The 26,009-nt window shown below is 71.3% G+C and carries 25 protein-coding genes, 1 tRNA gene and 1 pseudogene; 13 read left to right on the top strand and 14 right to left on the bottom strand.

The genetic code is table 11. The features are described 5' to 3' along the window. Positions 1 to 62 precede the first annotated feature (62 nt). The gene (locus ACVGV2_RS05010; protein WP_459164878.1) at positions 63 to 1,289 is read right to left on the bottom strand and encodes a type III PLP-dependent enzyme; all 1,227 of its coding nucleotides are present in this window, start codon (positions 1,287 to 1,289) and stop codon (positions 63 to 65) included. Between the two features lie 368 nt (positions 1,290 to 1,657). Beyond that, positions 1,658 to 3,208 carry a PucR family transcriptional regulator gene (locus ACVGV2_RS05005; RefSeq protein ID WP_459164877.1) on the bottom strand — a complete coding sequence of 517 codons (1,551 nt, stop codon included), beginning with the start codon at positions 3,206 to 3,208 and terminating at the stop codon, positions 1,658 to 1,660. Between the two features lie 178 nt (positions 3,209 to 3,386). On the opposite strand from ACVGV2_RS05005, the gene ACVGV2_RS05000 reads away from it, so the two are divergent. From ACVGV2_RS05000 to ACVGV2_RS04955, 10 genes are all read left to right on the top strand, one after another. After that, a complete protein-coding gene (locus ACVGV2_RS05000) occupies positions 3,387 to 4,262 on the top strand; it encodes an FAD binding domain-containing protein (protein ID WP_459164876.1) in 876 nt (291 codons plus the stop codon). Continuing rightward, complete coding sequence (locus ACVGV2_RS04995; RefSeq protein WP_459164875.1) at positions 4,253 to 4,729, top strand: (2Fe-2S)-binding protein; 477 nt, start codon at positions 4,253 to 4,255, stop codon at positions 4,727 to 4,729. The genes ACVGV2_RS05000 and ACVGV2_RS04995 overlap by 10 nt, the downstream gene beginning before the upstream one ends. Then, positions 4,726 to 6,108: an 8-oxoguanine deaminase gene (locus tag ACVGV2_RS04990; protein WP_459164874.1), complete on the top strand. Its 1,383-nt coding sequence runs from the start codon at positions 4,726 to 4,728 to the stop codon at positions 6,106 to 6,108. Before ACVGV2_RS04995 ends, ACVGV2_RS04990 begins: the two co-directional genes overlap by 4 nt. Further along, positions 6,086 to 8,449 carry a xanthine dehydrogenase subunit D gene (gene pucD, locus ACVGV2_RS04985; protein ID WP_459164873.1) on the top strand — a complete coding sequence of 788 codons (2,364 nt, stop codon included), beginning with the start codon at positions 6,086 to 6,088 and terminating at the stop codon, positions 8,447 to 8,449. The genes ACVGV2_RS04990 and pucD overlap by 23 nt, the downstream gene beginning before the upstream one ends. Continuing rightward, a complete protein-coding gene (locus ACVGV2_RS04980; RefSeq protein WP_459164872.1) occupies positions 8,446 to 8,946 on the top strand; it encodes a nucleoside deaminase in 501 nt (166 codons plus the stop codon). Before pucD ends, ACVGV2_RS04980 begins: the two co-directional genes overlap by 4 nt. 218 nt (positions 8,947 to 9,164) lie before the next feature. Next, the gene (locus ACVGV2_RS04975) at positions 9,165 to 10,607 is read left to right on the top strand and encodes an NCS2 family permease (protein WP_459164871.1); all 1,443 of its coding nucleotides are present in this window, start codon (positions 9,165 to 9,167) and stop codon (positions 10,605 to 10,607) included. Between the two features lie 55 nt (positions 10,608 to 10,662). After that, positions 10,663 to 11,277: a nucleotidyltransferase family protein gene (locus ACVGV2_RS04970; RefSeq protein ID WP_459164870.1), complete on the top strand. Its 615-nt coding sequence runs from the start codon at positions 10,663 to 10,665 to the stop codon at positions 11,275 to 11,277. A 225-nt stretch (positions 11,278 to 11,502) separates the two neighbouring features. Beyond that, the gene (locus tag ACVGV2_RS04965) at positions 11,503 to 11,814 is read left to right on the top strand and encodes a hypothetical protein (RefSeq protein WP_459164869.1); all 312 of its coding nucleotides are present in this window, start codon (positions 11,503 to 11,505) and stop codon (positions 11,812 to 11,814) included. Between the two features lie 228 nt (positions 11,815 to 12,042). Next, positions 12,043 to 12,642, top strand: a complete 600-nt coding sequence (locus tag ACVGV2_RS04960) for a TetR/AcrR family transcriptional regulator (RefSeq protein ID WP_459164868.1) — start codon at positions 12,043 to 12,045, stop codon at positions 12,640 to 12,642. 86 nt (positions 12,643 to 12,728) lie between these two features. Then, on the top strand, positions 12,729 to 13,499 hold the full coding sequence (locus ACVGV2_RS04955) for an MOSC domain-containing protein (RefSeq protein WP_459164867.1): 771 nt from the start codon (positions 12,729 to 12,731) through the stop codon (positions 13,497 to 13,499). Positions 13,500 to 13,554: 55 nt separating this feature from the next. Here the strand turns inward: ACVGV2_RS04955 and ACVGV2_RS04950 are convergent, their stop codons facing one another. Both ACVGV2_RS04950 and ACVGV2_RS04945 read right to left on the bottom strand, forming a co-directional pair. Further along, positions 13,555 to 13,776: a DUF3618 domain-containing protein gene (locus ACVGV2_RS04950; RefSeq protein WP_459164866.1), complete on the bottom strand. Its 222-nt coding sequence runs from the start codon at positions 13,774 to 13,776 to the stop codon at positions 13,555 to 13,557. A 135-nt stretch (positions 13,777 to 13,911) separates the two neighbouring features. Further along, positions 13,912 to 14,520 (bottom strand): IS607 family transposase, encoded by a 609-nt coding sequence (locus tag ACVGV2_RS04945; protein WP_459164865.1) that lies wholly within the window; start codon positions 14,518 to 14,520, stop codon positions 13,912 to 13,914. A 351-nt stretch (positions 14,521 to 14,871) separates the two neighbouring features. Between ACVGV2_RS04945 and ACVGV2_RS04940 the strand changes: the two genes are divergently transcribed. Continuing rightward, positions 14,872 to 14,945, top strand: a tRNA-Leu gene (locus ACVGV2_RS04940). A 148-nt stretch (positions 14,946 to 15,093) separates the two neighbouring features. Here ACVGV2_RS04940 and ACVGV2_RS04935 read toward each other — a convergent pair. The 7 genes and pseudogenes from ACVGV2_RS04935 to ACVGV2_RS04905 form a co-directional block, all read right to left on the bottom strand. After that, a pseudogene (locus tag ACVGV2_RS04935) lies at positions 15,094 to 15,291 on the bottom strand (DUF6879 family protein); the annotation flags it as partial. A 353-nt stretch (positions 15,292 to 15,644) separates the two neighbouring features. Beyond that, positions 15,645 to 16,130: a hypothetical protein gene (locus ACVGV2_RS04930; protein ID WP_459164864.1), complete on the bottom strand. Its 486-nt coding sequence runs from the start codon at positions 16,128 to 16,130 to the stop codon at positions 15,645 to 15,647. Positions 16,131 to 16,293: 163 nt separating this feature from the next. Beyond that, positions 16,294 to 16,632 (bottom strand): hypothetical protein, encoded by a 339-nt coding sequence (locus ACVGV2_RS04925; protein ID WP_459164863.1) that lies wholly within the window; start codon positions 16,630 to 16,632, stop codon positions 16,294 to 16,296. 632 nt (positions 16,633 to 17,264) lie between these two features. Continuing rightward, positions 17,265 to 17,660: a hypothetical protein gene (locus tag ACVGV2_RS04920; protein WP_459164862.1), complete on the bottom strand. Its 396-nt coding sequence runs from the start codon at positions 17,658 to 17,660 to the stop codon at positions 17,265 to 17,267. A gap of 36 nt (positions 17,661 to 17,696) precedes the next feature. Next, complete coding sequence (locus tag ACVGV2_RS04915) at positions 17,697 to 17,972, bottom strand: hypothetical protein (protein WP_459164861.1); 276 nt, start codon at positions 17,970 to 17,972, stop codon at positions 17,697 to 17,699. Between the two features lie 321 nt (positions 17,973 to 18,293). After that, positions 18,294 to 18,539 carry a type II toxin-antitoxin system VapC family toxin gene (locus ACVGV2_RS04910; protein ID WP_459164860.1) on the bottom strand — a complete coding sequence of 82 codons (246 nt, stop codon included), beginning with the start codon at positions 18,537 to 18,539 and terminating at the stop codon, positions 18,294 to 18,296. An 86-nt stretch (positions 18,540 to 18,625) separates the two neighbouring features. Then, positions 18,626 to 19,372 (bottom strand): GAF and ANTAR domain-containing protein, encoded by a 747-nt coding sequence (locus tag ACVGV2_RS04905; protein WP_459164859.1) that lies wholly within the window; start codon positions 19,370 to 19,372, stop codon positions 18,626 to 18,628. Between the two features lie 74 nt (positions 19,373 to 19,446). On the opposite strand from ACVGV2_RS04905, the gene ACVGV2_RS04900 reads away from it, so the two are divergent. Further along, positions 19,447 to 20,310: an MEDS domain-containing protein gene (locus tag ACVGV2_RS04900; RefSeq protein WP_459164858.1), complete on the top strand. Its 864-nt coding sequence runs from the start codon at positions 19,447 to 19,449 to the stop codon at positions 20,308 to 20,310. Between the two features lie 133 nt (positions 20,311 to 20,443). Beyond that, on the top strand, positions 20,444 to 21,214 hold the full coding sequence (locus ACVGV2_RS04895; RefSeq protein WP_459164857.1) for an SDR family oxidoreductase: 771 nt from the start codon (positions 20,444 to 20,446) through the stop codon (positions 21,212 to 21,214). Positions 21,215 to 21,355: 141 nt separating this feature from the next. Here the strand turns inward: ACVGV2_RS04895 and ACVGV2_RS04890 are convergent, their stop codons facing one another. From ACVGV2_RS04890 to ACVGV2_RS04880, 3 genes are all read right to left on the bottom strand, one after another. After that, positions 21,356 to 22,447: an NAD-dependent epimerase/dehydratase family protein gene (locus ACVGV2_RS04890; RefSeq protein WP_459164856.1), complete on the bottom strand. Its 1,092-nt coding sequence runs from the start codon at positions 22,445 to 22,447 to the stop codon at positions 21,356 to 21,358. Positions 22,448 to 22,663: 216 nt separating this feature from the next. Then, positions 22,664 to 24,220 (bottom strand): Na+/H+ antiporter NhaC family protein, encoded by a 1,557-nt coding sequence (locus ACVGV2_RS04885; protein WP_459164855.1) that lies wholly within the window; start codon positions 24,218 to 24,220, stop codon positions 22,664 to 22,666. 406 nt (positions 24,221 to 24,626) lie between these two features. Further along, positions 24,627 to 25,880 (bottom strand): amidohydrolase, encoded by a 1,254-nt coding sequence (locus ACVGV2_RS04880; protein WP_459164854.1) that lies wholly within the window; start codon positions 25,878 to 25,880, stop codon positions 24,627 to 24,629. Positions 25,881 to 26,009 lie beyond the last annotated feature (129 nt).

The following is a 26,009-nucleotide window of genomic DNA, read 5'->3' as shown; positions in this document are numbered from 1 at the left end:
CGCGTACGGATTTCTCCTGGTTGCTTCCCCGAACCGCGAGCGCGGTACACACCGGGGAAGATTCATCGGGCGAGGCTGTCGAAGCAGTGCGTGGGCAGCGGTGCGAAACCGTTGAAGCCCACGGACGCGTAGCTCGCCGTATAAGCGCCGGCGCTGAGCAGGTCCACCCAATCGCCGGCACGCAGCGTCACCGGTAGTTCGTACCGCGTGCGCTGGTACAGCACGTCGTCCCCGTCGCAGGTGGGCCCCGCCAGCACGACGGGCCCTCGCGGGTCACCGTCGCGCGCGGTGCGGAGCCGGTAGGTGATGGCCTCCCCCTCCGCTTCGGCCAGCCCGTTGTACCGGCCGATGTCCAGGTACAGCCATCGCACGGGGTCCGTGCCCGAGCGTTCGTCCCCGTCGGCGACGAGGACGACTTCCGAACGCAGCACGCCCGCGTCGCCCACGAGGAACCTGCCAGGCTCCACGAGCAGTTCCGGGCGCGCAGCGCCGAAGGCTTGGTCGAGCGCGCGCTCGATCCGCGTCACGTAGTCGGACACCTCGGGTGCCGACTCGGTGTAGGTCGCGGGCAGGCCACCGCCGATGTTGATCATCCGCAGCGTCAGCCCGTTGTCGGCGCATTCGCGAAAAACCCGCTGTGCGGCCGCAATTCCCTGCTCGAAAGCGGCCGGATCGTGCTGTTGTGATCCACTGTGGAACGACACGCCGTAGGGGTCGAGCCCGAGCTCGGTCGCGCGCAGCAGCAGCGTCGCGGCGTGCTCCGGCGGGCAGCCGAACTTCGTGCCGAACGGTGTGCGCGAACCGCTGTCGTCCACCAGCACCCGGCAGAACACGCTGGCACCGGGCGCCGACTCGGCGATCGCGGCGAGGTCGGCGGCGCTGTCGGTGGCGAACAGCCGCACGCCGCGCCGGTGGGCGGCGGCGATGTCCGCGGGCTTTTTGATGGTGTTGCCGTACGAGAGCGACTCGACCGCGGCGCCCGCGGTCAGGCACAGGTCGATTTCACCGATGCTGGCGACGTCGAAGGCGCTGCCGAGCCGGACGAGTTCCGCGACGACCTCGCGGGCGGGATTGGCCTTGACCGCATAGCAGATCCGCGCGTCCGGCAACGTGGCGCGCAGCTGCTCGAAGCGACTGCGCACCTGCGCCAAATCGACGACGAGGCACGGCGTTTCGGGATAGTACTGGTCGAAGTACTCCCGAATCGCTTCCGGCGCGGGAGCGTCGGCTGCTTGTGCGGTGCCGCTGGGGCGGTCCGTCACACCGAAGGTGGCGGACAGGTTGGTCAATCCCGGTACCTCCGTCTCGCATGGAAGTGCAATGACGGGCTGGCGAGCGCCCCCCGCTGAACATGACGCGACCCGATACGATACCGCACCGGGATGTGGATTTCGAACCGCTCACCGACGTAGCTCGTGCTGGCCGGCAGATCTGCTATCACCCCGCCCGGTACCTGCGGCGGGGACGCCCCCCATCGTACAAATCCCGTTCCGCGCGGCGACACCCACCTCGGGGATCTCACCGGCGCGCGCCGCACCAGCGTCATCGCTGGTCAGCTGGCCCGCGGCGCGTTGCCCGCCGGGCACGCCCGGACAGCGGTCGCACCCGGCGGTGCGGCACCGGTGCCGGCGCGGCGCACCGCCGGGCAGCGGTCGGCTCAAGGAGTTGTCCGCTCCAACCGCAGCGCCAGGTAGAAGTCCACGCGCGTGGCGAACGCGCCGAGGTCGCGGCCGGTGATCTGCTCGACCCGCCGCAGGCGGTAACGCAGCGTGTTGACGTGGACGTGCAGCCGTTGCGCGCAGCGCGCCCACGATCCGGAGCACGCCAGGAACTCGTGCAGTGTGCGCACGAGTTCGGAGTGGTGCTGCGCGTCGTACTCGTGCAGTTCCGCCAGCAGCCGCGCGCGGTACGAGCGGCGCAGGTCCTCCGGCACGGAGGCCAGCAGCACGTCATGGGTGCGCAGCTCCTCGGCCGTGGCGACCCGCGTCTCCGAACCGGTTGCCGTCCCGCGGCTTTCGACGAGGCGGCGCGCGTGCGCGGCCTCCTCCACCGCGGCGCGCAACTCGGTGGCGGCCTGCACCCCGCTGATCCCCACGGCGAGGTCCTCGCCGCACCGCGCGGCCGCGGCGTCGACGAGCCCGCGCACCCGCACGTCCAAATCGGACAGCTCGTCCGCCTGCGCGGAGAACAGCGTCACGGCCCCGTCCTCGAGCGGGGCGGTCACGGCCAGCGTTCCCGCCGCCGCTGCCAACTCGCGCAGCAGCGCCGCACTGCGCGCGGCATCGCCCGCGGTCAGCGAAACCACCCGCAGCGGGTCGCTCGCGGACATGCCGATGCTCTCCAACCGCGAGGTCACCTCGGCGGCCCCGGCCGTGCCGTCGAGCAGCCCGGGCAGCACCGCCTGCACGGCGCGCCCGGCGATGCGCCGCGCCTGCTCGACGCGGCCGCGCACGAGGGACACGACGGTGGCCACGTCGGCGGCGACGGCCTCCCGCCCCTCCGCGTCGTCGCCGTGCCGCACGACGACCCACCAGCGGGCGACCTCCACCGCGTCGCCGGTGTCCACCGGCCACAGCAGGAACGTCCCGTCCGGACCATCGGACCCGTCGGTGCGCCCCGCGCCGACCGCTGCCGCGGGCGCGCGCACCGTGCGCGGCACGGGGTGCCGCGGAAGCTCCGCCGCCAGCCGGGAGCGCACCGCGTCGGACAACGCGGCGCTGCCCGCCACCTGCGAGCCGATCGCCGAGAGCACCCAGCAGTCCGTGCCCGTGTCACCACCGGCCAGGGCGAGCACGTGCTCGAGGTCGGCCCCGGCGGCGACCGCGGCCATCAACTCCCGGCGCGGCGCCGCGTACGGCTGGACCCGGTCGGCGAGGGTGTTGAAGCTGACCGACAGCGGCACCTGCACCGCCGGCACGCCGTGCCGTTCGCACGCGGCCACCAGATCCTGCGGAGTATCACCCATCCGTGCGGTTCCGCAGGCGAGCGCGGCGACACCGGCCTCGGCCAGCGCGCGCACGAACCGCTCGGAGGAGTCCTCACCGGTCCACCACATGAGCCCGCTGAGCACGAGTTCCCCACCGTGCAGGTAGCGGCGCGGATCCAGCAGGTCGGTGACGTACACACCGCGGATCGGGCGCTCCTCCCCCGCAGGGGTGAGCCAGCGCAGCCCCAGGTCGGACTCCGCCACCAGTTCACCCAGCAGCACTTCGCACCTCCTCGCCCCGGCACCACCCCTGGTAGCGCGCGGATCCCACGCGGTGATTGGAGAAACATACAAACCACCCCGCGTCACCGGGAAGGCTTTTCGGCGGATCCACCGCTAGGCACCGGGCGGACGCGGGCGGTGTACTCGTCGGCAACCCGAACGTCGTTGGGAGGACGCCGTGGAATTCCTGCAGCCGACTTCGTGGGAGCAGGCCCTCGAAGTCAAGGCCGAGCACCCCGACGCGGTTCCCCTGTGCGGCGGCACTGACGTCATGGTGGAGCTCAACTTCGACCGCGCCCGCCCCCAGGCACTGCTGGACCTCACCCACGTCCCCGGGCTGAACTCCTGGTCGGAACGCGAGGGCGTGCTGCGCCTCGGCGCGGGGCTGACCTACGCGCAGCTGATCACCGAGCTCGCCGACCGGCTGCCCGCGCTGGCCATGGCGGCGCGCACCGTGGGCTCACCGCAGATCCGCAACCGCGGCACGCTCGCCGGCAACCTCGGATCGGCATCCCCCGCGGGGGACTCGCACCCGCCGCTGCTGGCGGGCACCGCGGAGGTGGAACTCGCCTCGACCCGCGGGACGCGGCGCGTTCCCGTCTCCGAGTTCTACACCGGGCCGAAACGCTCCGCCCTCGCCGCGGACGAACTCATCGCCGCCGTGCACACCCCCGTCGCGCACGGTCCGCAGCAGTTCAGCAAGATCGGCCCGCGCAACGCCATGGTCATCGCCGTGTGCGCCTTCTCCCTCGTGCTCGAACCGGAAACCGGTCGCGTCGGCACCGGCATCGGCTCGGCGGGACCGACCCCGCTGCGCGCTCCGGACGCGGAGGACTTCCTCACCTCCGCGCTCGACGAGCACTGGGCGCGCGGCGACCGCCTGCCGGAGGAGCTCACCCGCACCTTCGGCGAGCGGGTGGCCGCCGCGGCGCAACCGATCGACGACGTGCGCGGCTCCGCCGACTACCGACGACACGCCCTGTCCGTGCTGGCCCGCCGCACGCTCACCTGGGCCTGGGACGAATTCCGCACCGGGAGGCAACGATGCGCCTGAACCTCACGCTCAACGGCCGCTCCGCTCAGGTCGACAACGTCGCCGCGGACGAGAGCCTGCTGCGCGCGCTGCGCGAACGACTCGGCCTCGCCGGGTCGAAGAACGCCTGCGAACAGGGCGAGTGCGGCTCGTGCACCGTCTACCTCGACGACGTGCCCGTGTGCTCCTGCATGGTCGCGGCCGGGCAGGCGCAGGGGCGGACCGTGCGCACCGTCGAAGGGCTGGCCTCCGGTGAGCGGCTGGACCGCGTGCAGGAGGCGTTCGTCGAGACCGGGGCGGTGCAGTGCGGCTTCTGCACCCCGGGACTGGTGGTGCAGGCCCACGACCTGCTCGACCGCGTTTCCGAGCCCTCCGACGCGGAGATCCGGGAGGCGCTGGCGGGCAACCTGTGCCGCTGCACCGGCTACGAGAAGATCATGAGCGCCGTCCGGCTGGCGGCCCAGCGCGACGCGGAGGGCGCGGGATGAGCCGCACCGTGCTCGAAGGCGGCGCCGTCGTCGCCGTGGACGACGCGGGCTCGGAGTACCGCGACGGCCACGTGGTCGTCGACGACGGGCGCATCACCGCGGTCGGCCCGGGCTCGGCTCCGCCGCAGGACGTTCCCACCACCCGGATCGACCTGCGCGGGTGCCTGGTCACCCCGGGTCTGGTGAACACGCACCACCACCTCTACCAGTGGGCCACGCGCGGGCTGGCCGCCGACGAAGGCCTGTACACGTGGCTCACCACGCTGTACCCGGCGTGGGCGCGCATGGACGAGTGGGCGGTGCACGCCGCCGCGAGCGCGGGCCTGGCGCGGTTGGCCCGCAGCGGCTGCACGACGGTCGCCGATCACCACTACCTGTTCCCCCGCTCGGGCGGCGACGTGTTCGGCGCGGTCGTGCGGGCGGCCGAACGGCTCGGGACGCGGCTGCACGCGGTGCGCGGCTCGATGGACCGGGGGCAGCGGCACGGCGGCCTCCCGCCCGACGACGTGGTGGAGGACCGGGACGCGGCGCTGGCGGCCACGGCCGAAGCCGTCGACCGGTGGCACGACCCGTCCGATGACGCCGCGGTGCGCGTGGCCGTCGGGCCGTGCTCGCCGTTCACCGTCACCTCCGAACTCATGCGCCAGGCCGCGGACCTGGCGCGGCGGCGCGGAGTGCGGCTGCACACCCATCTGGCCGAGACCCAGGACGAGCACCACCAGTGCACCCGCGAGCACGGCTGCACGCCCGCGGAGTACGTCGACCGGCTCGGCTGGCTCGGCGCGGACACGTGGGTGGCGCACGGGGTGCACCTGGCCGCGGACGGGGTGCAGCGGCTCGCCGCCGCGGGCACGGGGGTGGCGCACTGCCCCTCGTCGAACGCGCGGCTGGGGGCGGGCAGCGCACCCGTGCGCGAGCTGCTGCGCGCGGACGCGCCCGTGGGCCTGGGCGTGGACGGGGCGGCCTCCAACGAGGACGGCGGCCTGGTCCGCGAACTGCCGCAGGCCCTGTTCACCGCACGCGTGCGCGGCGGACCCCGCGCCCTGGGGGTGCGCGAGGTGCTGTGGATGGCCACGCGCGGCGGTGCGCGCTGCCTCGGGCGGGATGCCGAGCTGGGCGCGCTGACCCCGGGCATGCTCGCCGACCTCGCCGTGTGGCGGCTCGACGGGCTCGACCACGCCGGGATCTCCGACCCGGTCGCGGCGCTCGTCCTCGGCCCGCCGCCCGCGGTGGAACTGCTGCTGCGCGGCGGCGAGACCGTCGTGCAGCACGGCGCGACCAGCGCGGTCGGCGAACGCGAACTGGCACACGACCTCAGCCGGGCATGCGCCCGGACGACGGACTGGGAGGTGGGACATGACCAGCAGGGCTCCCGCTGACGCGACGGGCACGCTCGTGTCCGAAGTCGCCGGCGGCATCGGCGAATCGGCGGCTCGTTCGGACGGTCCGGCGAAGGTGCGCGGCGACTTCGCCTACGCGTCCGACCTGTGGGTGGAGAACATGGTGTGGGGTGCGACCCTGCGCAGCCCGCACCCGTACGCGCGGATCCGCAGCATCGACATCGGCCCCGCGCTGCGGATGCGCGGGGTGCACGCGGTGCTCACCGCCGAGGACGTGCCCGGGGTGAACCGCTACGGCCTGAAGCACGCCGACCAGCCCGCGCTGGCCGAGGACGTGGTGCGCTTCCGGGGCGAGCCGGTGGCGCTGGTCGCCGCCGAGGACCCGGACACCGCGCGGCGGGCGACGGAGAGCGTCGTCGTCGACTACGAGGTGCTCACTCCGGTGACCGATCCGCAGCGGGCGGCGCACGACACCGAGCTGCCCGCGCTGCACCCGGACGACTCGGGCCACTCGGGCAACTCGGGCAACTCGGGCAACAACGTGGTGCGGTACCAGCCGATCCGGCGCGGCGACCCGTCCGCGCACGCCGGCCGCGCCGACGTGGTGGTGTCCGATGTGTACACCGTGGGCATGCAGGACCAGGCGTTCCTCGGCCCGGAGGCGGGCTTGGCGCTGCCCGCCGAGGACGGCGGTGTGGACCTCTTCCTGGCCACGCAGGACCTGCACACCGACCGGGCGCAGACGGCGCGGTGCCTGGGGCTCGACGCGGAGCGGGTGCGCATGACCCTGTCCGGGGTCGGCGGTGCGTTCGGCGGCCGCGAGGACCTGTCGATCCAGGTGCACGTGTCGATGCTGGCGCTGCACACCGGACGCCCGGTGAAGATGGTCTACGACCGGGAGGAGTCGTTCTTCGGCCACGTGCACCGGCACCCGGCCACGCTGCGCTACGAGCACGGGGCCACCCGCGACGGCGAACTGGTCTACGTCGAGGCGGTGCAGTACTTCGACGGCGGCGCGTACGCTTCGAAAACCCCTGTGGTGGTGGGAAACGGATCCACGCTCGGCGTCGGCCCGTACCGGGTGCCGAACGTGCGCATCGACAGCTGGGGCGTGTACACGAACAACCCGCCGTGCGGCGCGATGCGCGGATTGGGCGCGGTGCAGCCGACGTTCGCCTACGAGTCCCAGATGGACAAGCTCGCCGCCGCCCTCGGGATGGATCCGGTGGAACTGCGGCGCAAGAACGCCGTCGACAAGGGCGACGTGACACCGACCGGGCAGGTGCTCGACTACCCCACCTCGGTCGACGAGATGCTGCGCCGCGTCCGCGACATGCCGATGCCCGCCGCGGCGCCCTCCGGACCCGACGCGGACATCCGCGATCTGCCGGGCGGCGCGGCGAACACCACGCACGGCGAAGGAGTGGTGCGCGGCGTCGGGTACGGCACGACGATCAAGAACGTCTGCTACGCCGAAGGCGCCGACGACTTCTCCACCGCCCGGGTGCGGCTGGAACTGCTGGGCGGGCAGCCGGCGGCGGTGGTGCACACCGCCGCGGCCGAAGTCGGCCAGGGCCTGCTGACGGTGCAGCAGCAGATCGTGCGCACCGAACTCGGCGTGACGCGGGTGACGGTGCACCCCAACGACACCGATGTCGGCCCCTCCGGGTCCAGTTCGGCCTCCCGCCAGACCTACGTCACCGGCGGTGCGGTGCGCGAGGCCGCCACCGCGGTGCGCGAGGAGCTGCTGCGGCGCGCCGGACAGCAGCACGGTGTGGTCGCCCACCGGTTGTCGCTGATGGACGGTGCCGTCGTCGACGCGGAATCCGGCGAGCTCGCGGACCTGTCCGCGGTGCTCGCCGCCGGCCCCGTGGAGGCCACCCGCGAGTTCCACCACCGGGAGACCTTCCCGATGGACGAGAACGGCACGAGCGAGCGCGTGCACGTGCAGCACGCCTTCTCCGCGCACCGTGCGGTCGTCGACGTCGACGTGGACCTCGGCCTGGTGAAGGTCGTGCAGCTGGCCTGTTCGCAGGACGTGGGAAAGGCGATGAACCCGGAGGCGGTGCACGGCCAGATCCAGGGCGGTTCGGCGCAGGGCCTGGGGCTGGCCGTCATGGAGGAGATCCACGTCGCCGACGGGGCGATCCGCAACCCGTCGTTCACCGACTACCTCATCCCGACGATCGCGGACATGCCGCCGATGGAGATCGACGTGCTGGAAAGCGCCGACCCCAACGCCCCCTACGGGGTGCGCGGCGTGGGCGAGCCGCCGACGATCTCGTCGACCCCGGCGATCGTGGCGGCGATCCGCGACGCCACCGGCAAGTCGCTCGCGCACACCCCCGTCACCGCAGAACACATCACAGCGGAGGATTGAGCATGAACTCGAGAAGCACTACCACCGCCGACATCGAGCAGCGGTGGATGAACCGGGCGATCGAACTGGCCACCGACAACGTCGGCGACGGCGGCGGACCGTTCGGCGCGCTCGTCGTGCGCGGCGAGGAACTGGTGGCCACCGGGACGAACCGGGTCACCGCGGAGCTCGACCCGACCGCGCACGCCGAGGTCGGCGCGATCCGCAACGCCTGCCGCACCCTGGGCGCGTTCAGCCTGGCCGGCTGCGTGCTCGTCAGCTCCTGCGAACCGTGCCCGATGTGCCTGGCCAGCGCGTTGTGGGCGCGTCTGGACGCGGTCCTCTACGCCGCGGACCGCCAGGAGGCGGCCGAAGCGGGCTTCGACGATCGCGAGTTCCACCGCCTGTTCGAGGACCCCCACGCGGTGCGGCCGACGGAGGTCCGCCGCCTGGACGTGCCGAACCGCAACGCGGCGTTCGACGCCTGGCTCGCCAAACCCGACCGCGTCGAGTACTGATCCCGGGGCGCCGCCCCCGCTTCCGGCGGGAGTGAACGCCGGAAAACGGTGACCGGACCGGATCCGCGCGCGGAATCGTCGTTCCGCGCGCTTTCACCAATTCCTCTGCGGAGCGTGCCACCGGCATTCGCTCCGGCGGCCCGCGCGTGCTCCGCAGATTTCGCCCAGCAGCCGCACGGCGGCGGAATACCAGAGGACCCACCGGCAAGGGAGAAATCATGGGCGAACGCACCGCGACGAGCGAATCCACGGCAAGACCGGGAATCCTCGACACGTATTTTCGGATCTCACCTCGCGGGTCCACGTTGTCCCGCGAATTGCGCGGGGGCGTGACGACGTTCGTCGCGATGGCCTACATCGTCATGCTCAACCCGCTGATCCTCGGCTCCTCCAGCGACGCGACGGGAGCCGAGCTCACCACCGAACAGCTCACCACCGCCACCGCCGCCACGGCCGGCGTGATCACCATCCTCATGGGACTGGTCGGCAACGCGCCGCTGGCGCTCGCCTCCGGTCTCGGGGTCAACGCGGTGGTCGCGTTCACCATCGCACCGGCGATGACGTGGGCGCAGGCCTTCGGCCTGGTGGTGCTCGAAGGTTTCGTCATCATCGCGATGGCCATCAGCGGGATTCGCGAACGGATCATCAACGCCATTCCCGGTCCGCTGAAAACCGCTCTGGCAGTGGGGATCGGCCTTTACATCGCGCTGATCGGGTTCGTCAGCGCCGGTTTCGTCACCCGCAAACCGGATTCGGCCGACACGGACGTGCCGGTCCAGCTCGGACAGGGCGCGGAAGGGCATCTCGTCGGCGCGCCGATCGCGATCTTCTGCTTCAGCCTGCTGCTCATGCTCGTGCTCGTGGTGCGTCGCGTGCCGGGTGCGATGCTCATCGGCATCGCGACGAGCACGTTGGTGGCCATCGGCGCCAACGCGATGCTGGACATTCCCGGGCAGGAGTGGGGAACGGTGGTCCCGCAGCTGCCGGACCAGGCCGTCGGGAGCCCGGACTTCAGCCTGTTCGGCACCGTCGACCTGTTCGGCGGGTTCACCTCCGCGGGCGCGCTGGCCGCAACGGTGTTCCTGTTCACCCTGGTGCTGTCCGGCTTCTTCGACGCGATGGGCACGATCACCAGCGTCGGCAACGAGGCCGGGCTCATGCGCAACGGCCGCGTCGAGGGCATGGGGCGCATCCTGGCGGTCGACGGCCTGGGCGCCACCGCCGGCGGGTTGACCGGTTCGTCGCCGAACACGGTGTTCCTCGAATCGGCCACGGGCGTGGCCGAAGGCGCGCGCACGGGGCTGGCCAGCGTCGTCACCGGGGGCTTGTTCTGCCTGACGCTGCTGTTCACCCCGCTGGCCTCGGTCGTTCCCGCGCAGGCCGCGGCGCCGGCGCTGGTGCTCGTCGGCGGCATGATGATGGCCCAGGTCCGGCACATCCCGTGGGACGATCCGGACTACGTCGTGCCGTCGTTCCTGACGATCGCCGTCATCCCGTTCACCTACATGATCACCAACGGCATCGGGGCGGGCATCATCGCCTTCACCGTGATCAAGCTCGCGCGCGGCAAGGTGCGGGAGATCGGCTGGCTGGTGGGTGCGCTCGCCGTCGTGTTCACGCTGTACTTCGGGGTGGAGGCCGTCGAGGCGCTGCTGGGATAACCTCCGCGGCAGCAGGACCGCTGCGCCGGTGCCGCACCGCGAACGGAGGAACCGCATGCCCGCGGGAGTCGTCCTGGCCGCCGGAGCCGGACGTCGTTTCGGCCGTCCCAAGGCCCTCGTCGAGCACGGCGGGGAGCTGCTGGTGGAACGCGCCTGCCGGGTGCTGCGGGAGGGCGGCTGCTCGCCCGTGTTCGTGGTGCTCGGCGCCGCCGCGGAACAGGTGCGCGCGACGGCGCGGCTGCCGGACGTGCGACCGGTGGACAACCCCGATTGGCCCAGCGGCATGGGTTCCTCGCTGCGCACGGGCTTGGCGGCCGCGGAGGCGTCGGCGGCGCAGGCGGTGCTCGTGCTGCCGGTGGACATGCCGGGCATCACCGCCGAAGCGGTGCGCCGGGTGGCTGCGCGGGCCGCTCCGGACGCGCTCGCTGCGGCGTCGTTCGCCGGAGCGCGGGGGCATCCGGTGCTGCTCGGCCGGGAGCACTGGCCCGGGGTGCGCGAGGCGGCGCACGGGGACGTGGGGGCGCGGGATTACCTGCGGACCCGCCACGTCGCCCTCGTCGACTGCACGGACTGCTCCGATCAACGCGACGTGGACCGCCCCGCGGACCTTCCGGACGTTCCGCACCGTAGAGTCGACGGCGCCCCGCGAGGCTGCCGCGGTTCAGGGTGAGCGCCGTTCACCCGCCCGGCGGGACAGGCGGCGGTGCACGGCCCGCCGTGCGCTGCGCTGCCATCGCCGTGCACTGCGATCCCCCGCCCGTGCCGGTCGGACAGCCTCGTACAGTCGAGTGCCACGCGGGTCGCTCCAGTCCGCGTCCCGGGACGCGATCCCCCGCGCCGGCGCACTGGACGTGACCAGGCCGACGACGAGCAGGCCGGAGGCTTCGACAACAGCATGGCTACCGGACACATCACAGCCGACTACACCCTCGACGGTGCGGACTGGTTGGTCACCGTCACCGCGGGCTCCGACCAGCGGACCGTCCGCGCGCCCGGGCTGGTCGCCGCGCGCGACAAGGCGGAGCAGCTCATCGAGCAGCTCGCCGGCAGCGCGAGCGGGCGCGTGGTCATCCACCTGCTCGACGGGGACGGCTTCGCGTTCACCACCGCCTACCTGCAGGCCCGCACCGGGCTCTCCGACGAGGCGACGCAGCAGGCCGCGGCCGCGGCGAACGCGGGCACCGCGCAGCACCCGCTCGCCCAGTGACGGTCCCCCGTGATGTCCCCCAGTGACGGTCCCCCGTGATGTCCCCCAGTGACGGTCCCCGGTGACGGTCCACCCAGCCGGGTGAGCCCCCAGAAGCCGGGTGAACCCCCGATGAGCTGCCGCCGCGGAGCCGCACCACCGGGCGAGCAACCGCGTGCGCGCGCCCACCCGGCCGCTGCGCTTAGGATGTTCCCAGCGTCCACCCCGGAATGCTAGGAGGCACCAGCCGTGACCAGCGTCGAACCCACTCGGCCCGGCACGGGGCGGGGGCGTCCCCGGGATTCCAGCCGGGACGCGGCGCTGCGCGAAGCGGCGATGGAGGTCCTCGCCAACGTGGGCTACCGCGCGTTGACCATGGACGCGGTGGCCGCGCAGGCACGCGCCGGCAAGGCCACGATCTACCGTCGCTGGGAATCGAAGCTCGACCTGGTCATCGACACCTGCAACCAGCTGGTGCGGCGCAACATCCCCGAGCCCGACTCGGGCTCGGTCGAAACGGACCTGCGCGAGTTCCTCCGCGCCTTCGGCGGCTTCCTCACCGGACCGGTGGGCAAAGCCGCTCAGGCCCTGGTGGGCGAGCTGCCCCACGAACCCGAACTGGCCACCGCGTTCCGTCGGTCGTTCCTGCACCCGCAGCGGGGCATCCTGTGGCGCATCATCGAGCGGGGCATCGACCGCGGCGAGATCCGCGAGGACGTGCCGGTGGACACCGTGGTCGAGCTCGCGGGAGCGGCGCTGCTGTACCGCTTGATGCTCACCGACGAGCCGCTGGACACCGATTTCGTCGACCGGCTCATCGACGAGGGACTGCTGCGGCTGCTGCACTGAGATCCGGTGCGCTGCACCCGATTTCCGCCGCTTCGCCGCCAGGTAAGGTCGAGCGCGGCCTGGCGACGGATTCGGGGGAGGGCGCGGTGGAGCAGGACCGGGCGCAGACGCCGCACGGCAACGCACCGGTTGGGACGGTGGCGCAGTTGCACCGCTGGCCGGTGAAGTCCCTGCGCGGCGAGGACGTCGACGCCGCCCGGTTCGACGGGACGGGCATGACCGGCGACCGCGCCTACGCGCTGCTCGACGGCCGGGAGAAGCGCTCGGGCAAGGTGCTCACCGTGCGGCAGAACGCGGCGATGCTGCAGTGGGGTGCCGGGTACGGCGGCACGGTGGCCCCCGCCGAACCGCCCGCGCTCGTCTCCCCCGCCGGTGAGCAGTGGTCCTGGTCCGACGCGGGCCTCGGCGCAGCGCTGAGCACCGCCCTCGGCACTGCCGCCCGGCCGCACGCGGCTCCCGGCCAGCAGGACCGCGGGCCGTCGGTGCTGGTGACGTTCGCGGCCTCGCTCGCTGCGCTGAGCCGGGAGGTCGGCACCGCGGTGGACCTGCTGCGCTTCCGGCCGAACCTGCACGTCGACGCGGACCTGCCGGCGTTCGCCGAGACCGCGTGGCAGCCGGGAACGAGCCTGACCGCCGGCGAGGTGACGCTGCGCATCAGCACCGAGCGCACCGGACCGTGCGTGCGCTGCGCGGTGCCCAGCTGGGACCGCGCGGGCAGCCAGCGGTGGCCCGAGTTGCAGAGCCATCTGGTCGAGCAGCACGACAACCGCTTCGGCGTGATCATGGACGTGGCGGAGTCCGGCGTGGTGCGCCGCGGCGACGCGGTGCACCTGACCGAACCGACCGCCAACGGCTGAGGCGGGGGCGGACGGCGGACCCGGCTGGCGCGCTGCCGCCGAGTCCGCCGCGAGGTCAGCGCAGGATCTTGCGCACGACGACGAGCGCCGCCAACGCGCCCACGCCGATGAGGGCGTAGCGCACCCGCGGATCGTTGAGCTTGTCCTGAGCCATGGACTTGCCGTAGTCGACCGCCCGTTTCGGGTGCGCGCGCTCACTGAGGTGGTTCAGCGAATCGGCAAGCGCGTCCCGCGCCTGCTCGATGTCGCGCTCGATAGCATCGGGGTCACGAGCCACGTGTCTTCCTGCTTTCTTCTCCTGGGCACATGTGTGCACTGTGGGCGGGGTACGCAGATGTTCCGCTCTCCACCCGCCGTGGCGGGTCGGAGTTCTGGAGGAGCAGTCTCCTCCGGTCGGCGATCCAGGTGACCTTCACGACCTGCTCCCGAACTCGTCTTTGAGCTGCTTCTCGTAGCGCCGCAACCCGTCGAGGCGGCCGGCGAAGCCGTGCACGATCGTCACCAGGTCGTCGACGAGTTCCTGCTGCGGCGACAGCGATTCGGTGTTGGCGGCGGTGATGCGGCACCCGTTGCGCTGGGCCACGTGGTCGAGGTAGTCGAACCCGAAGCGAGCGAGCCGGTCCTGGTGCGCCACCAGCACGTGCTCGACCTGCCCGTCCTCGATGCGGTCCATGAGCTTCAGGAACTTCGGCCGGTGCAGGTCCATGCCACCACCGATCTCGCGGATCCACTCGTCCACGGCCACCCCTCGGGCGAGGCAGAACTGCCCCATGGATGTGACCTGCGATTCCAGCTCGCCGCGCTGTCCGCTGCTGGACGCGCGGCAGTACACCACCGTGGACCGGTCGGCGTGCTGAGCGGGCAGGTTCAGCGCGGCGCGCACGTCGATCTCATCGAAGTAGCGCTGACCGGTGCTGGTGCGCTTGGGCGTGATGCGTCCTTCCCGTTCCCACCGCCGCACGGTCGAGGCGGAACGACCGATCCGTTCCGCGAACTCACCGATCCGATACACCTTTTCCATGACAGAAAAATCTAGCCAACAGTAGTCAATGAATCAACCACTAATCAGACCTCCTGTTCACCCGCCTGCGCCCACGGTAGATCACTTGAGCTCCGCGGGCGCACCGGTGGTTGACCGTGTCGCGCTCGCTCGCGATCGCCCGAGCGGTGCTCCAGCGGTGTTGCCCGGCCCGGTGCTGCCCGGCCCGGTGCTGCCCGGCCCGGTGCTGTCCGGGCGATGCTCGAGTCGCCGGGCGGTGCGCCTGGTCCGTCGGGCGGTGCGCTGCCCGAGTCGCCGGTCGCGCCGCTGGCGACCACCGGTGGCGCCGCCCGCGTGCCGCGTCGATCACGCCCCGGATACGCTGGAGGCCGCGGGGCCGTAGCCCAATCGGCAGAGGCACTAGGTTTAGGTCCTAGGCAGTGTGAGTTCGAATCTCATCGGCCCCACGAGCGGGGAAAACGGAGATCGGTGGCTGCGCTCCAACCCTCCCGGAACGCACATGGAGCGCAAGCGAACACGCGGCGCGCTCCACAGAACGCACGACGGCGCCCCCGCTCCCGACGTGGGAGGGGGCGCCGTGTCTCCTGGGACGGACTACTCCGGTGCTGTGGCAACCGCCGGGAGCGGCCGTGCCCATTGCACAGCGAGAGCGCGCCAGCTCCGGTAGCGGGCGACGATGGTCGGATCGCTGTACACACACGCGCCGCGCAACACGTGATCGCAACCGTAGGCCGGCACGAGCACGCGCTCGTCGTCGACGAGCCAGAAGTCCCAATCGGGCAGCTCGAGCTCGAGCGCGTGCCCTCGCCGACGGCGGCGACCGTTTCACCGGCACGGCGGTGCACCTCGTCGGCAGCGCACCAGAACCGCTCGTGCGCGGTCGGAGGATCGCTGACCGCGCCCACGCGGGTCACCGACACCGCCGGGTAGCCATCGACCATCCGAACGGAGCAACCGCGCTAGGGCGCCTATACCAGGGTTGCGCACACGAAACGCCGCCGCTGGCTGTGTGCAGCGACGACGGCGCGGTGACCGTGCGTGTCCAGGTCATCGACAGGGTTTCGTACCGTCGATGTATCTGCGAGACGCGTGCAACTGGCAGGTCGGCAGCGCCACCGGGCAACGACCGCCAACTCGTAGCGGTACTACGTCTTCCCGTTGTCCTTGCGCAGCTTTGTGCTCAGTTCGTCGGGCAGTGGAAGATGGCGGCGTGCGGCGAAGTTCGCTGTGACTTCGCCGCTGGCGACGGAGTGCAGGATGCCGTTGTAGACGAGGTCCCACAGCGCCGGGTTGCTCTGCAGTTCGTGCAGGTCGCAGCCGGCTCTGCCGCCTTGACCGTCTTGCAGGAGAACGGAGAAGCCACCGGGTTTGGTGGTGTATTTGATCGACGTCAGTTCGTAGGTGCGCACCCAGTGGCGGCGACTTTGGAACCAGTCGGCGCCGGCGGCGAGGTACGTGCCGCGTACGTTCCACGCGATCAAAGCGGCACATACTACGGGGATGCTCCAGGGCCAAATTTGGAAGAGCACTTGCCCTTGGGTAGCAAGCAATCCTCCGACGATGATGATGCCCAGGCCGGTTAGCCCCGTCATCAGCGTCTCGCGCTTGCTGAGGCGGTAGTACTCGAGCATGGGGCCCTGTCCCGCAGGCGAGCTGGGATCCTTGCCGGGGCGGTAGGCATGGTCCGGTGGGCTGTAGTCATCGCTGGAGCCCGGGGCTTGCGGTGGGCGTGGCTCGCCGGTGATCGGGTCCGGGCGAGGGGGGAGCTGGGCGAGGTCCATCGTCATCACGCTGTCAGAACAGGTCGCGGAAGAAGTCTTTGGCGCCGGTGTTCTCGACGAGGGCGCCGACTCCGGCGGAGACGGCGGTACCGATGCCGACCGCACCGAGCACGGCCCAGCCGCCGCTTCCGAGGACGAGGCCGGCTCCGGCGGTGACCAACGCTCCGGTGGCGAAGGTGGTGACGCTGCTGCCGATCGCCTCGCTCTTGTCCTTGCCCTGGTTGATGGCCGAAGCGGTACTGAAGGCCGTGATGCCGACACCGACATAGGGCACTTTGCTCAGCACTGCTTTGCTGCCGCGAGCGAACGTCTTCGCGCTGTTGTCCAGCACGCTCTTGCCCGGGTAGGCCACCTTCCACGGTGCGACCGACGTTGATCAACGTCCTCTTCCCCTGTTTCCTACCATCGAAAACGTTGGTCAGGCACGCGGACGGTGGCGGCAAACCACCGCATACACGGTCATCGGTGCAATGGTCGAGTAGTCTGCCAGGGTTGCCCGAGGCGTAGCACGAAAACGCCTCGCACCCCGAAACATGTTCCGAACACGGGGTATTGATGTGCAATGACAGTGTCTGCTTCTGCATGCATTGCGACAAGCGCTTATAGCGCTTTGGAAGGGCATCCACCTGGCACTGCTAGGGAGAGAAACAACAAGATGACCACTCGCGAAGAAGTGATTGAAGCGGCCGGTCAGGTGCTCGCACAGGCACGCGCCGAGCGTGACTCGCTGCCCCGCGAGTCGCAGCAGAACGCGCCCACTACAGCGGCGGACCGAGCGTAGACGAGATCGAACGCCAGATCCGTCGACAACGTGGCCTGCCCCTATCAGAGTCGGAATGACCAGTGCACACACGTAAGCGCCCCGCACCCGGCTACGGTCGGGTGCGGGGGCGCTGTTCATGAACGCGTGCCGCTCATGTCGGGACCGGCTCTTCGCCGACGGCTCTGCGAGGTGCTCGCTCCGTAGCCACTGGAGCACCGTGGTCAGCGGTCAGCCCGCCACCCGATGAGCAGTGAGGTCGCGTGGTAGCCGGGGTCTCCCGAGTGCAGCCATTCCTCGGTTGCGCGCCGTTCGGCTGCTTGTCTGTCGGTGTAGACGGCGACGCCGATCGGGTCACGATCGGGGTCGTCCGGTTCGTTCCCTCCGCCGAGCAGCACCACGTGGACGATCTCGCCGTCGGCCAGCGGTGTCGTCCTGCCCGCAGCTCCTTGCAACGGGTGCTTCTCCCAGGAGGCGTACCGGTCGCGCGCGGTGCTTTCCGCCCTGATCAGCTCGGCTTCCTCCTCGGTGGCGCACACCGCGATCAACGGCTCGACCCCGGCGTCCACCCCGAACGGAGCGGTGCGTTCGTAGACCAAGCGCACGATGGATTCAGTCACCGCAGGATTTCTCCGCAGCATCGGCGTGGAACGGCGTCAGCCGAGCCAGCCGGCTTGATCGGCAGCGATCACGGCGGGCAGCGGCAACGCCAACAGCAGCCACCACGACAGCACACGACGACGCAGGACGAGCCGCGCGCAGGCGATCCCCAGCAATCCGGCGAGGACGGAGGCGACCAGCAGGTCCCAGTTCTCGACTACTCGCTGCGGGCGCTGCACACCCGTGTCGAAACCCATCAGAAAAGCCAGGAACGCCGACCAGTACAAGAAAAACGCGAGCACAACGACCGCGGCGAGCCACCGCAGCACCACGTGGAGAGTGTTGTTGACCACTGTGCCCCTGGATCATTGCACCGTGACGGGGTGTGACAGCCGTGCTGCCGCACCCCGCATGCTGTCAGACCGACCGGATCAGCGTACGTACTGGTACTGACGCGAACCGCGAACGGGCGAGAACAGGCACCTCGGGTCTTCGAATTCGTGATTGAAGATCAACTCGATGTCCCGCGTGCCGTCCGCGTCACGGGCGAGTTGCCGAGCGGTTTCATCCCATCCGGTTGGCCCTTCTCGACTTCGTAGAAGGGCACGTTCGGCCCCGACGTCGGGCTGGACATCACCGAGGAAGCGGCGTTGCTACGGCCAGGTTTCGATGACGGCGCTGTGTCCTGCGGTCTTGGCGAATTTGTGGTCGTCGGTAAGCAGGGGCATGTCCAGCGACTCGGCCAGCGCCACGTAGAAGGCATCGCAGGCGGTGACGTTGTCCCGCAATGCCAGGGCCCGTCGCTGGTAGGGCTGCATCGGGTAGCGCAGTCGTGACCAGCGCCATCGACCGACCGTTGATCGCCGGGCCCTGATCCGAGCCCATGCTGCGAAGCACAACGTTCTCCACCGGACCAGCGACGGAGGCTCGGGACGCTCATCGCCCGAGAGGCACGGCGGGTCGTGAGCGCCGCGAACCGCGGGTATCAGGTGTCGGTTCCGGGGTCGGCGGGCAGGTGCACCTCGCGGGTGATCACCTGCCGGGCCAGTTCGGCCAGCGAGAGGTCGTGGCTCATGGCGTGCGCCCGCAGCCGGGTGAAGGACTCCTGCAGGCCCACCCCCAGCTGCACGGCCAGCACGCCGACCGCTTGGTGCACCTCATCGCGCTCGCCGGCGCACCCCTCGGCCGGCCGGGTTTCGGCGGTCAGCGGCTGCGCGGGCTCGGCCGGCAGCAGCTGGCCCGCCAGCTCGGCCAAGACGTTCATGTCCGCCAGCGCCCGCGGCGGCAGGCCCCCGGGACTGGCCCGGTGGGTGGTCAGCACACCGGTCTGGGTGGAGGTGCCCAGGGGCAGCGCGAAGACCGCGACCACGTCCCGGGCCAGTGCGGCCGGCGCGAATCCCGGCCATCGGCGCGTGCTCTCGTGCAGGTCCGGGACCAGGATCGGAGCAGCGCGCGTGAACGCCTCCGTGCTGGGGCCTTCTCCCAGGGTCAGGTGCAGTTCTTCCAGGCGGGTGCTGGCGGCACCGCTGGTCGCGACAGGTTCCTGCCGCAGCTGGGCGCGCGCTGCCGGCTCGTGGCCGCCGGGCGGGGCCATCAGCGTCACGCTGGCCCCGTCCACCTCCAGATGCTGGCAGGCGGTGCGGCACAGCACCGCATTCGAGATCGGCTCGTTGCTGCTGCGGGCATCGGCGGCAAGCCACGCATAGACGGCCTCGGCACGGTTGCTTGCCATCATCTCCATGCTGACACAGCGACCCGGGCGAGCTGATCGGTCGCACCGGCTGCGGCCGGCTAGCATCGGCAGTGATGCGCACGCACGGCACCGTCGACTCCGCCCGCGGGCACGTGCCGGCCGGTCACCTGTGCTGGGCCTACACCAGCCGGTCCGAGTTCCACGACCGGGCAGTGGAGTACCTCCGCGACGGCATCGCCGCCGGCCAGTGGATCGAATACGTCGGTTCCGGCAGCACCGAGGCGTTGCGAGCCGAACTCGGCGAGGCCGACGGGCTCGGCCCCGCCCTGCAGGCCGGCACCATCGCGGTGACCCCGGTCGAGGACTTCTACACCCTGCACCCCGGCAGCAGCACCGTGGATCCGCACGCGGCCGTGAAAGCGCGCATCGCGGCCACCGAGCAGGCCCTGACGGCCGGCTACACCGGTTTCCGCGCCGTCGTCGACGCCACCACCATGGTCGCCAGCGCCGGGCAACGCGCCGCCTTCGTGCAGTTCGAACGCCTCATCGACCAGACCATGAGCACCCTGCCGGTCACCGCGCTGTGCGGCTACGACCTCACCGAACTCGGCAGCGCCGCGGTGGCCGAGCTGGCCTGCCTGCATCCGCTGACCAACCTCGAGACCCCCTTCCAGCTGTACTCCCAGCCCGACGGCAGCCTCGCCCTGGCCGGGGTCGTCGACCAGCACTGCGCGGAACTGTTCGCCCGCGCACTCGGCCACGCCGCCGAGTTGACCCCCGATCAGGACATCGTCCTCGACGTGCAGCACCTGACCGCCATCGAACCCGCCGGGCTGCTCGACCTGAACCGCCTCGCCCGCGAACACGACCGCCGGATCGTGCTCCGCTCCGCCCCGCCCGCCACGGCACAGCTGATCCAGCAGCTCCAGCCGAGACACCTCCGCACCGAGCCCGAGCCCGACCACGAGCCGGGCTAGCCGCCCGGCCAGCAGCGCTCGGAGCGCTCGCCCACCGCCTCCACCGGGTCCACCCTTGGGTACGGGCGATGCGATACGCGCGGCATCACCGGGCAGCAGGCGGTGTCGCGCTTCGACCGGAGGCGAGGCGGCGATGGCGGATACGGTCCTGGTTACGGGCGGCACCGGCACGCTCGGCGGCGCCCTCGTGGCGCAGCTGGTCGAGGCTGGTCACGCGGTCCGCGTGCTGAGTCGCACGCCCGTGCCCGCCGCGCACCGGCAGTACGAGTGGGCCCAGGGCGATCTGCGCACCGCTACCGGACTGGACGCGGCGGTCGCGGGCATCGACGTGATCATCCACTGCGCGACCGCCACCGGGCGCGGGGACGTGGTCGCGACCCGCAACCTCCTCCGCGCGGCCCGCGGCGAGCCGTCGCACCTGGTGTACGTGTCGATCGTCGGTTGCGACCGGATCCCGCTGCCGTACTACCGGGCGAAGACCGAATGCGAACGGATGGTGGAGCACTCCGAACTGCCGTCGACGGTCGTGCGCGCCACCCAGTTCCACGACCTGCTCGCCAAGTTCTTCGCCGCGCAGCGGCGTCTTCCGTTCGTGATCGTGCCCGCCGGCGTCAGCTTCCAACCGGTCGACGTGCGCGATGTGGCTGATCGGCTCGTCGTGATCGTCGAACGTCCGCCTGCCGGCCGGGTCTCCGACATCGGCGGACCCCAGGTGCGCACCACCACCGATCTCGCCCGCACGTACCGCGCGGCGACCGGGAACCGGCGCCTCGCGCTTCCGGTGCTCGTTCCCGGGAAGGTCTTCCGCGGCTACCGGCGGGGTGAGCACCTCGCCCCCGAGCAGGCGTCGGGCCGCATCACGTTCGAGGACTACCTCGGCGACCCGCCGAGCGGCCTCGGCTGAGGCCGAGGCGACCGGTCAGCACCACCAGTCCGATCGCCCTGCCCCGGCGCCGACGTCTGGACCCGCGCCGACGAGTGACGCGGACAGCGCAACGGGCCCGCGCCAGGCGCTCCGGGAGGAGGCCCCGCGGGCTCGCCACGATCACTGCCGCTGTCCGACGCCGGTGCACAACTCGCCCAGCCGTCCACCGGGCACGCGCGAACGCAGCGGTGGTGTGGACACGCCTTCCCCGCGCTGCAATCCCTCCAGGAACGCGAGCACCGCTTCCCGCGCGGTGTAGCGGGGTGACCACCCGAGTTCCTCGTGCGCACGGGTGGAATCCATGAGCGGGAGCCGCAGCACCGCGTCGAACAGGTGCGGCGAGGCCGGCACGAAACGCCCCGACCACGCCAGCGCCAGCGCCGAACGCGCCACCTCCGCGGGAACGTGCACGGTGCGCGCGCCGAAGGTCTCGGCCAGTGCGGGCGCGTCGAGAACCGGTTCGGCGGCGATGTTGAACGCCCCGCTGACCGGTTGGTGCACCGCGAGCCGGTAGGCCTCGGCCAGGTCCTCGCTGTGCACGGCCTGCACCCGCATGCCGGGCACGTCGGGCAGCACCGGCAGCACCTCGGGCCGCGCGAGCGATCCGGGCAGCAGCGGTCCGGCGAACAGCCTGCGCTGCTGCGCAGCCGAGCCAACCTGGAACACGAACGCAGGGCGCAACCGCACGACCCGCGTGCGTTCGTGCCGACGTTCGAACGCGTCGAGGCAGCGTTCCAGGTAGGCCTTCTCCCGGGTGTAGGCGGCGCCGGGCCAACCGTGCGTGGGCCAGGATTCGTCCACGGTCCTGTTCTTCGGTCCGGGCGAGTACGCACCGACCGAGGAGGCGTGGATCAGCGCGGGCACGCCGGCTTCGGCCACGGCGTCGAACACGCGCAGCGTGCCCAGCACGTTGTTGCGCCACGTGACCGCCGGATCGCGGGTCGGCTGGAAGATCCAGGCCAGGTGGATCACGGCGTCGGCGCCGCGCATGTGCTCGCTGAGCTCGTCGCGCGTGATGTCCGCGGCGAGCACCCGCGTCTTGCCGCCGAATCCCGCCGAGTCGCCCGCCGCCGAATCGCCCGGTGCACGCCGGGCGAGCGCGGTGATCCCGGCGACGTCCGGGTCGGCTTCCAACGCGTGCAGCACGCTCGTGCCCGCGTTGCCGGTGGCGCCGACGACGACGACGTGCTTGCCGGGGCTCGGTGTGCTCATCTCCCCTCCCGGTGCCTGCGGCATTTCGCTCGGTAATGCCCACTCGGGATACCCGCATCGGCTGCTGCGAACGCGTCCGCACCGCCGCGGAGCGCACCGTCCACCCGGACGGGCGAAACGAACAGGCCGCGGCAGCGGTGCCCCGCAGGCCACCGCGCACATCCGCGCGGTCGCGGAAAGTTCCGGAGGATTTCTTCCGCCCGCACCCGCAACCCCTCAGGACTCGGCGGCCACGGGGGTGTTCTCACCGGCGCGGTAGGTCCACCAGCGCAGCGCGGCGACCACGAGCACCAGCAGCCCGAGCACCACCAGCAGCCCCACCAGACCACTGCCGGTCAGCCCCAGCACGATGTAGCCGACCGCGGACACGGCCGCGATGACCAGTGCGTACGGCAGCTGGGTGACGACGTGGTCGATGTGGTGCACCTGCGCACCCGCCGAGGACATGATCGTGGTGTCCGAGATCGGCGAGCAGTGGTCGCCGAAGATCGCTCCGGCCAGCACGGCACCGAGCAGCGGGAACAGCAACGCGGGGTCGACGGCCACGGCGATCTGCCCGGCGATCGGCAGCATGATGCCGAACGTGCCCCACGACGTCCCCGTGGACACGGACATGAACCCGCAGACGAGGAACGTCAGCACCGGCATGAGCGCCAGGCTCAGCCGGCCGCTGACCAACCCGGCCAGGTACTCGCCCGTGCCCAGGTCGTCGATGACCTCGATGACCGTCCAGGCGAACAGCAGGATCCAGATCGCGGGCATCATCGACCGCGCACCGGTGCCCAGGCCGCGCAGGAACAGCGGGCGCGACACGGGACGTCGCGCGGCGAACCCCACCGACACCAGCCAGCCGAGGAAGCTGCCGATGAGCAGCGAGGTCGGCACGTCGGTGTTCTCGAAGACCACCAGCGGATCGGTGCTGCCGCCGGCCCGCGCACCGGTGACGACCATGGCCGCGACGGTGCCGACGACGAGCACGGCGATCGGCAGCACCAGGTCGCGGATCTTGCCGTTCGACGCCGCGCTCTCCTCCAGTGCGCTGGCGTCCCGCTCGAGTTCGCCGAGGCCCTCGCCGCCGACGGCGCGCCGCTCGTGCCGCCGCATCGGCCCGAGGTCGATGTTCAGGGCCACCACGCACAGCACCATCACGAGCGCGGCCACGGCGTAGTAGTTCAACGGGACCGTGCGCACGAACCCTTCCAGCCCGCCCGTGTTGATCCCGTGCGCGGCGAACACGCCCGCCAGCACCGAGACGATGTAGGCGCCCCAGCTGGACACGGGCATGCACACGCACACCGGCGCCGAGGTGGAGTCGACCGCGTAGGCCAGTTTCGCGCGCGAGATGCGGAACCGGTCGGTGACCGGGCGGCTGACGTTGCCCACCACCAGCGCGTTGAAGTAGTCGTCGATGAACACGATGACGCCCGCCACCGCGGGCAGGAACAGCGCGCCGCGGCGGGTGCGGATGCGGCGCCGCGCCCACTCGCCGAAGGCGCGGCTGCCACCGCACACCGAGATCAGCGCGGCCATCATTCCGAGGAACAGCAGGAACGCCAGGTTGAACACCTTCTCGGTGTTCACCCCGCCGTCGGCGACGAAGATCCCCGCCACGATCTCGAACAGCCGCTGCCCACCGGCGACCGGGTCGAAATCGTGCACCAGCGCGATGCCGGCGAGGATGCCGGCTCCCAGCGACAGCAGCACCTTGCGCGTGACGATGACGAGCGCGATCGCCAGCACGGGTGGAACGAGGGACAAGAACGAGTCGGCCATCAGCACGCTCCCCGGGGTCTGCCGCACGCGGCTCGGTAGCCGCACGGAATCACTGCACGGGCGGCTCGGAATCGCCGGCGAGCAACCGTACCGGTGCCGCACCGCGCAGCGTCACGGAGCCGGGCGAACGTCCACGCCGCCACGTGCGGTGTTCGCCTCGCCCGCCAACGCGCATGCCATTGCACACCTGATGTTTCCCGCCGCGCTTCCGCCGCGCCGCCGTTACCGCGTTGCGCCGCTCGCGCCAACTCGAGCCCCCGTTCGGACCTGCGGCTGCGCACGCACGTGCCCCCGCGGCCGGGATTGTGCGCACAGTGCCCACGCGTTCGCGCTCACAATTTTCATGAAAATTGTGAAAATACAGCCCGATGGGAGTAGTTCTCCGACTGCGGGCCGGCGGGGCGCGTCATTCGCCGAGCCACTCCAGTGCGGCGGTGGTCAACGCGGTCACCCCGGTGGTCAACGTGGGTTCGATGACCGGAGCGAAGGACGGCGAGTGGTTCGAGGCGACGTCGCGCCGCAGCGTGCCCGCCTGTTCGGCCGAGGCGAAGGCCTCCGCGTCCGCACCGCCCAGCAACCAGTAGGAAGTGGGAGCTCCGGCTTCGACGCCGAAGATGCCGACGTCCTCGCTGCCGTTGATGGACGGCAGTTCGTGCACCCGCTCGGCACCGAACTGCTCCCGCAGCGACTCGGCGACCCGCTGGCTGGCGTCCACATCGTTAACCAGCACCGGGAAGCTGTGCAGCGTGGTGAACTCCGGCTTTCGCAACGCACCCGAGGCATCGGCCTCGGCGTGCACGATGCGCTTGATCGCGGCGAGCACGCGTTCGCGCACCTCCGGATCGTAAGTGCGCACGTTCACCCGGATCTCGGCCTGGTCGGGGATGATGTTGTCCTTCGTGCCCGCGTGGATCGACCCCACGGTGACCACGGCCGTGTCGGAGGCCGACACTTCGCGGGAAACGACCGTCTGCAGCCGCAGCACCGTCGACGCCGCCAGCACCACCGGATCCACCGCGTGTTCCGGCTGCGAACCGTGCCCGCCCTGCCCGAACAGCGTGATCCGCAGCCCGTCGGCCGCGGCCATGCTCGGACCCGAGTTCCACCCCAGCGACCCGGCCGGGAACGGGAACACGTGCTGGCCCAGGCACACGTCCGGCTTGCCGAACCGCTCGAACAGGCCGTCGTCGACCATGGCTCGAGCCCCGCCACCGAGCTCCTCCGCGGGCTGGAACACGGCGACGACCGTGCCGGACCACCGTTGCCGGGCGTGCGCCAGCACGTCGAGCGCGCCGATCAGGCACGTGGTGTGCATGTCGTGGCCGCACGCGTGCATCACCGGCACGTCGTTGCCGTCCGGGTCGACACCCCGCTCGGTGCTGGCGTACTCCAGTCCGGTGCGCTCCTCGACGGGCAGCGCGTCGAAATCCGCCCGCAGCAGCACCGTCGGGCCGTCGCCGTTGCGCAGCACTCCGACCACGCCCGTTCCGCCGACGCCGGTGGTCGTCTCCAGCCCGATCCCCTCGAGCCGGCGCGCGACCTCGGCCGCGGTGCGATGCTCCTGGAACGACAGCTCCGGATGGGCGTGCAGGTCCTTGTAGAGCGATGCCAGGTCCTCCCGGATCTCGCCCAGCCGTCCCAGTACCGCACCACGATCCACGTCGCTCACCTCCAGCGGAAATCCCGTCGCCCGCGACGGTAGCTCGCTCGCGCACGGGTGAACCACTCGGCCTGCGGGTGAACCACTCGGCGCACGGGGCCCACCACTGTGCACGGACGCGCACCGGCG

The organism is Bounagaea algeriensis (assembly GCF_054491375.1).
The sequence above is the reverse complement of the archived record's forward strand: the minus strand, read 5'-3'. Positions and strand labels throughout refer to the sequence as shown.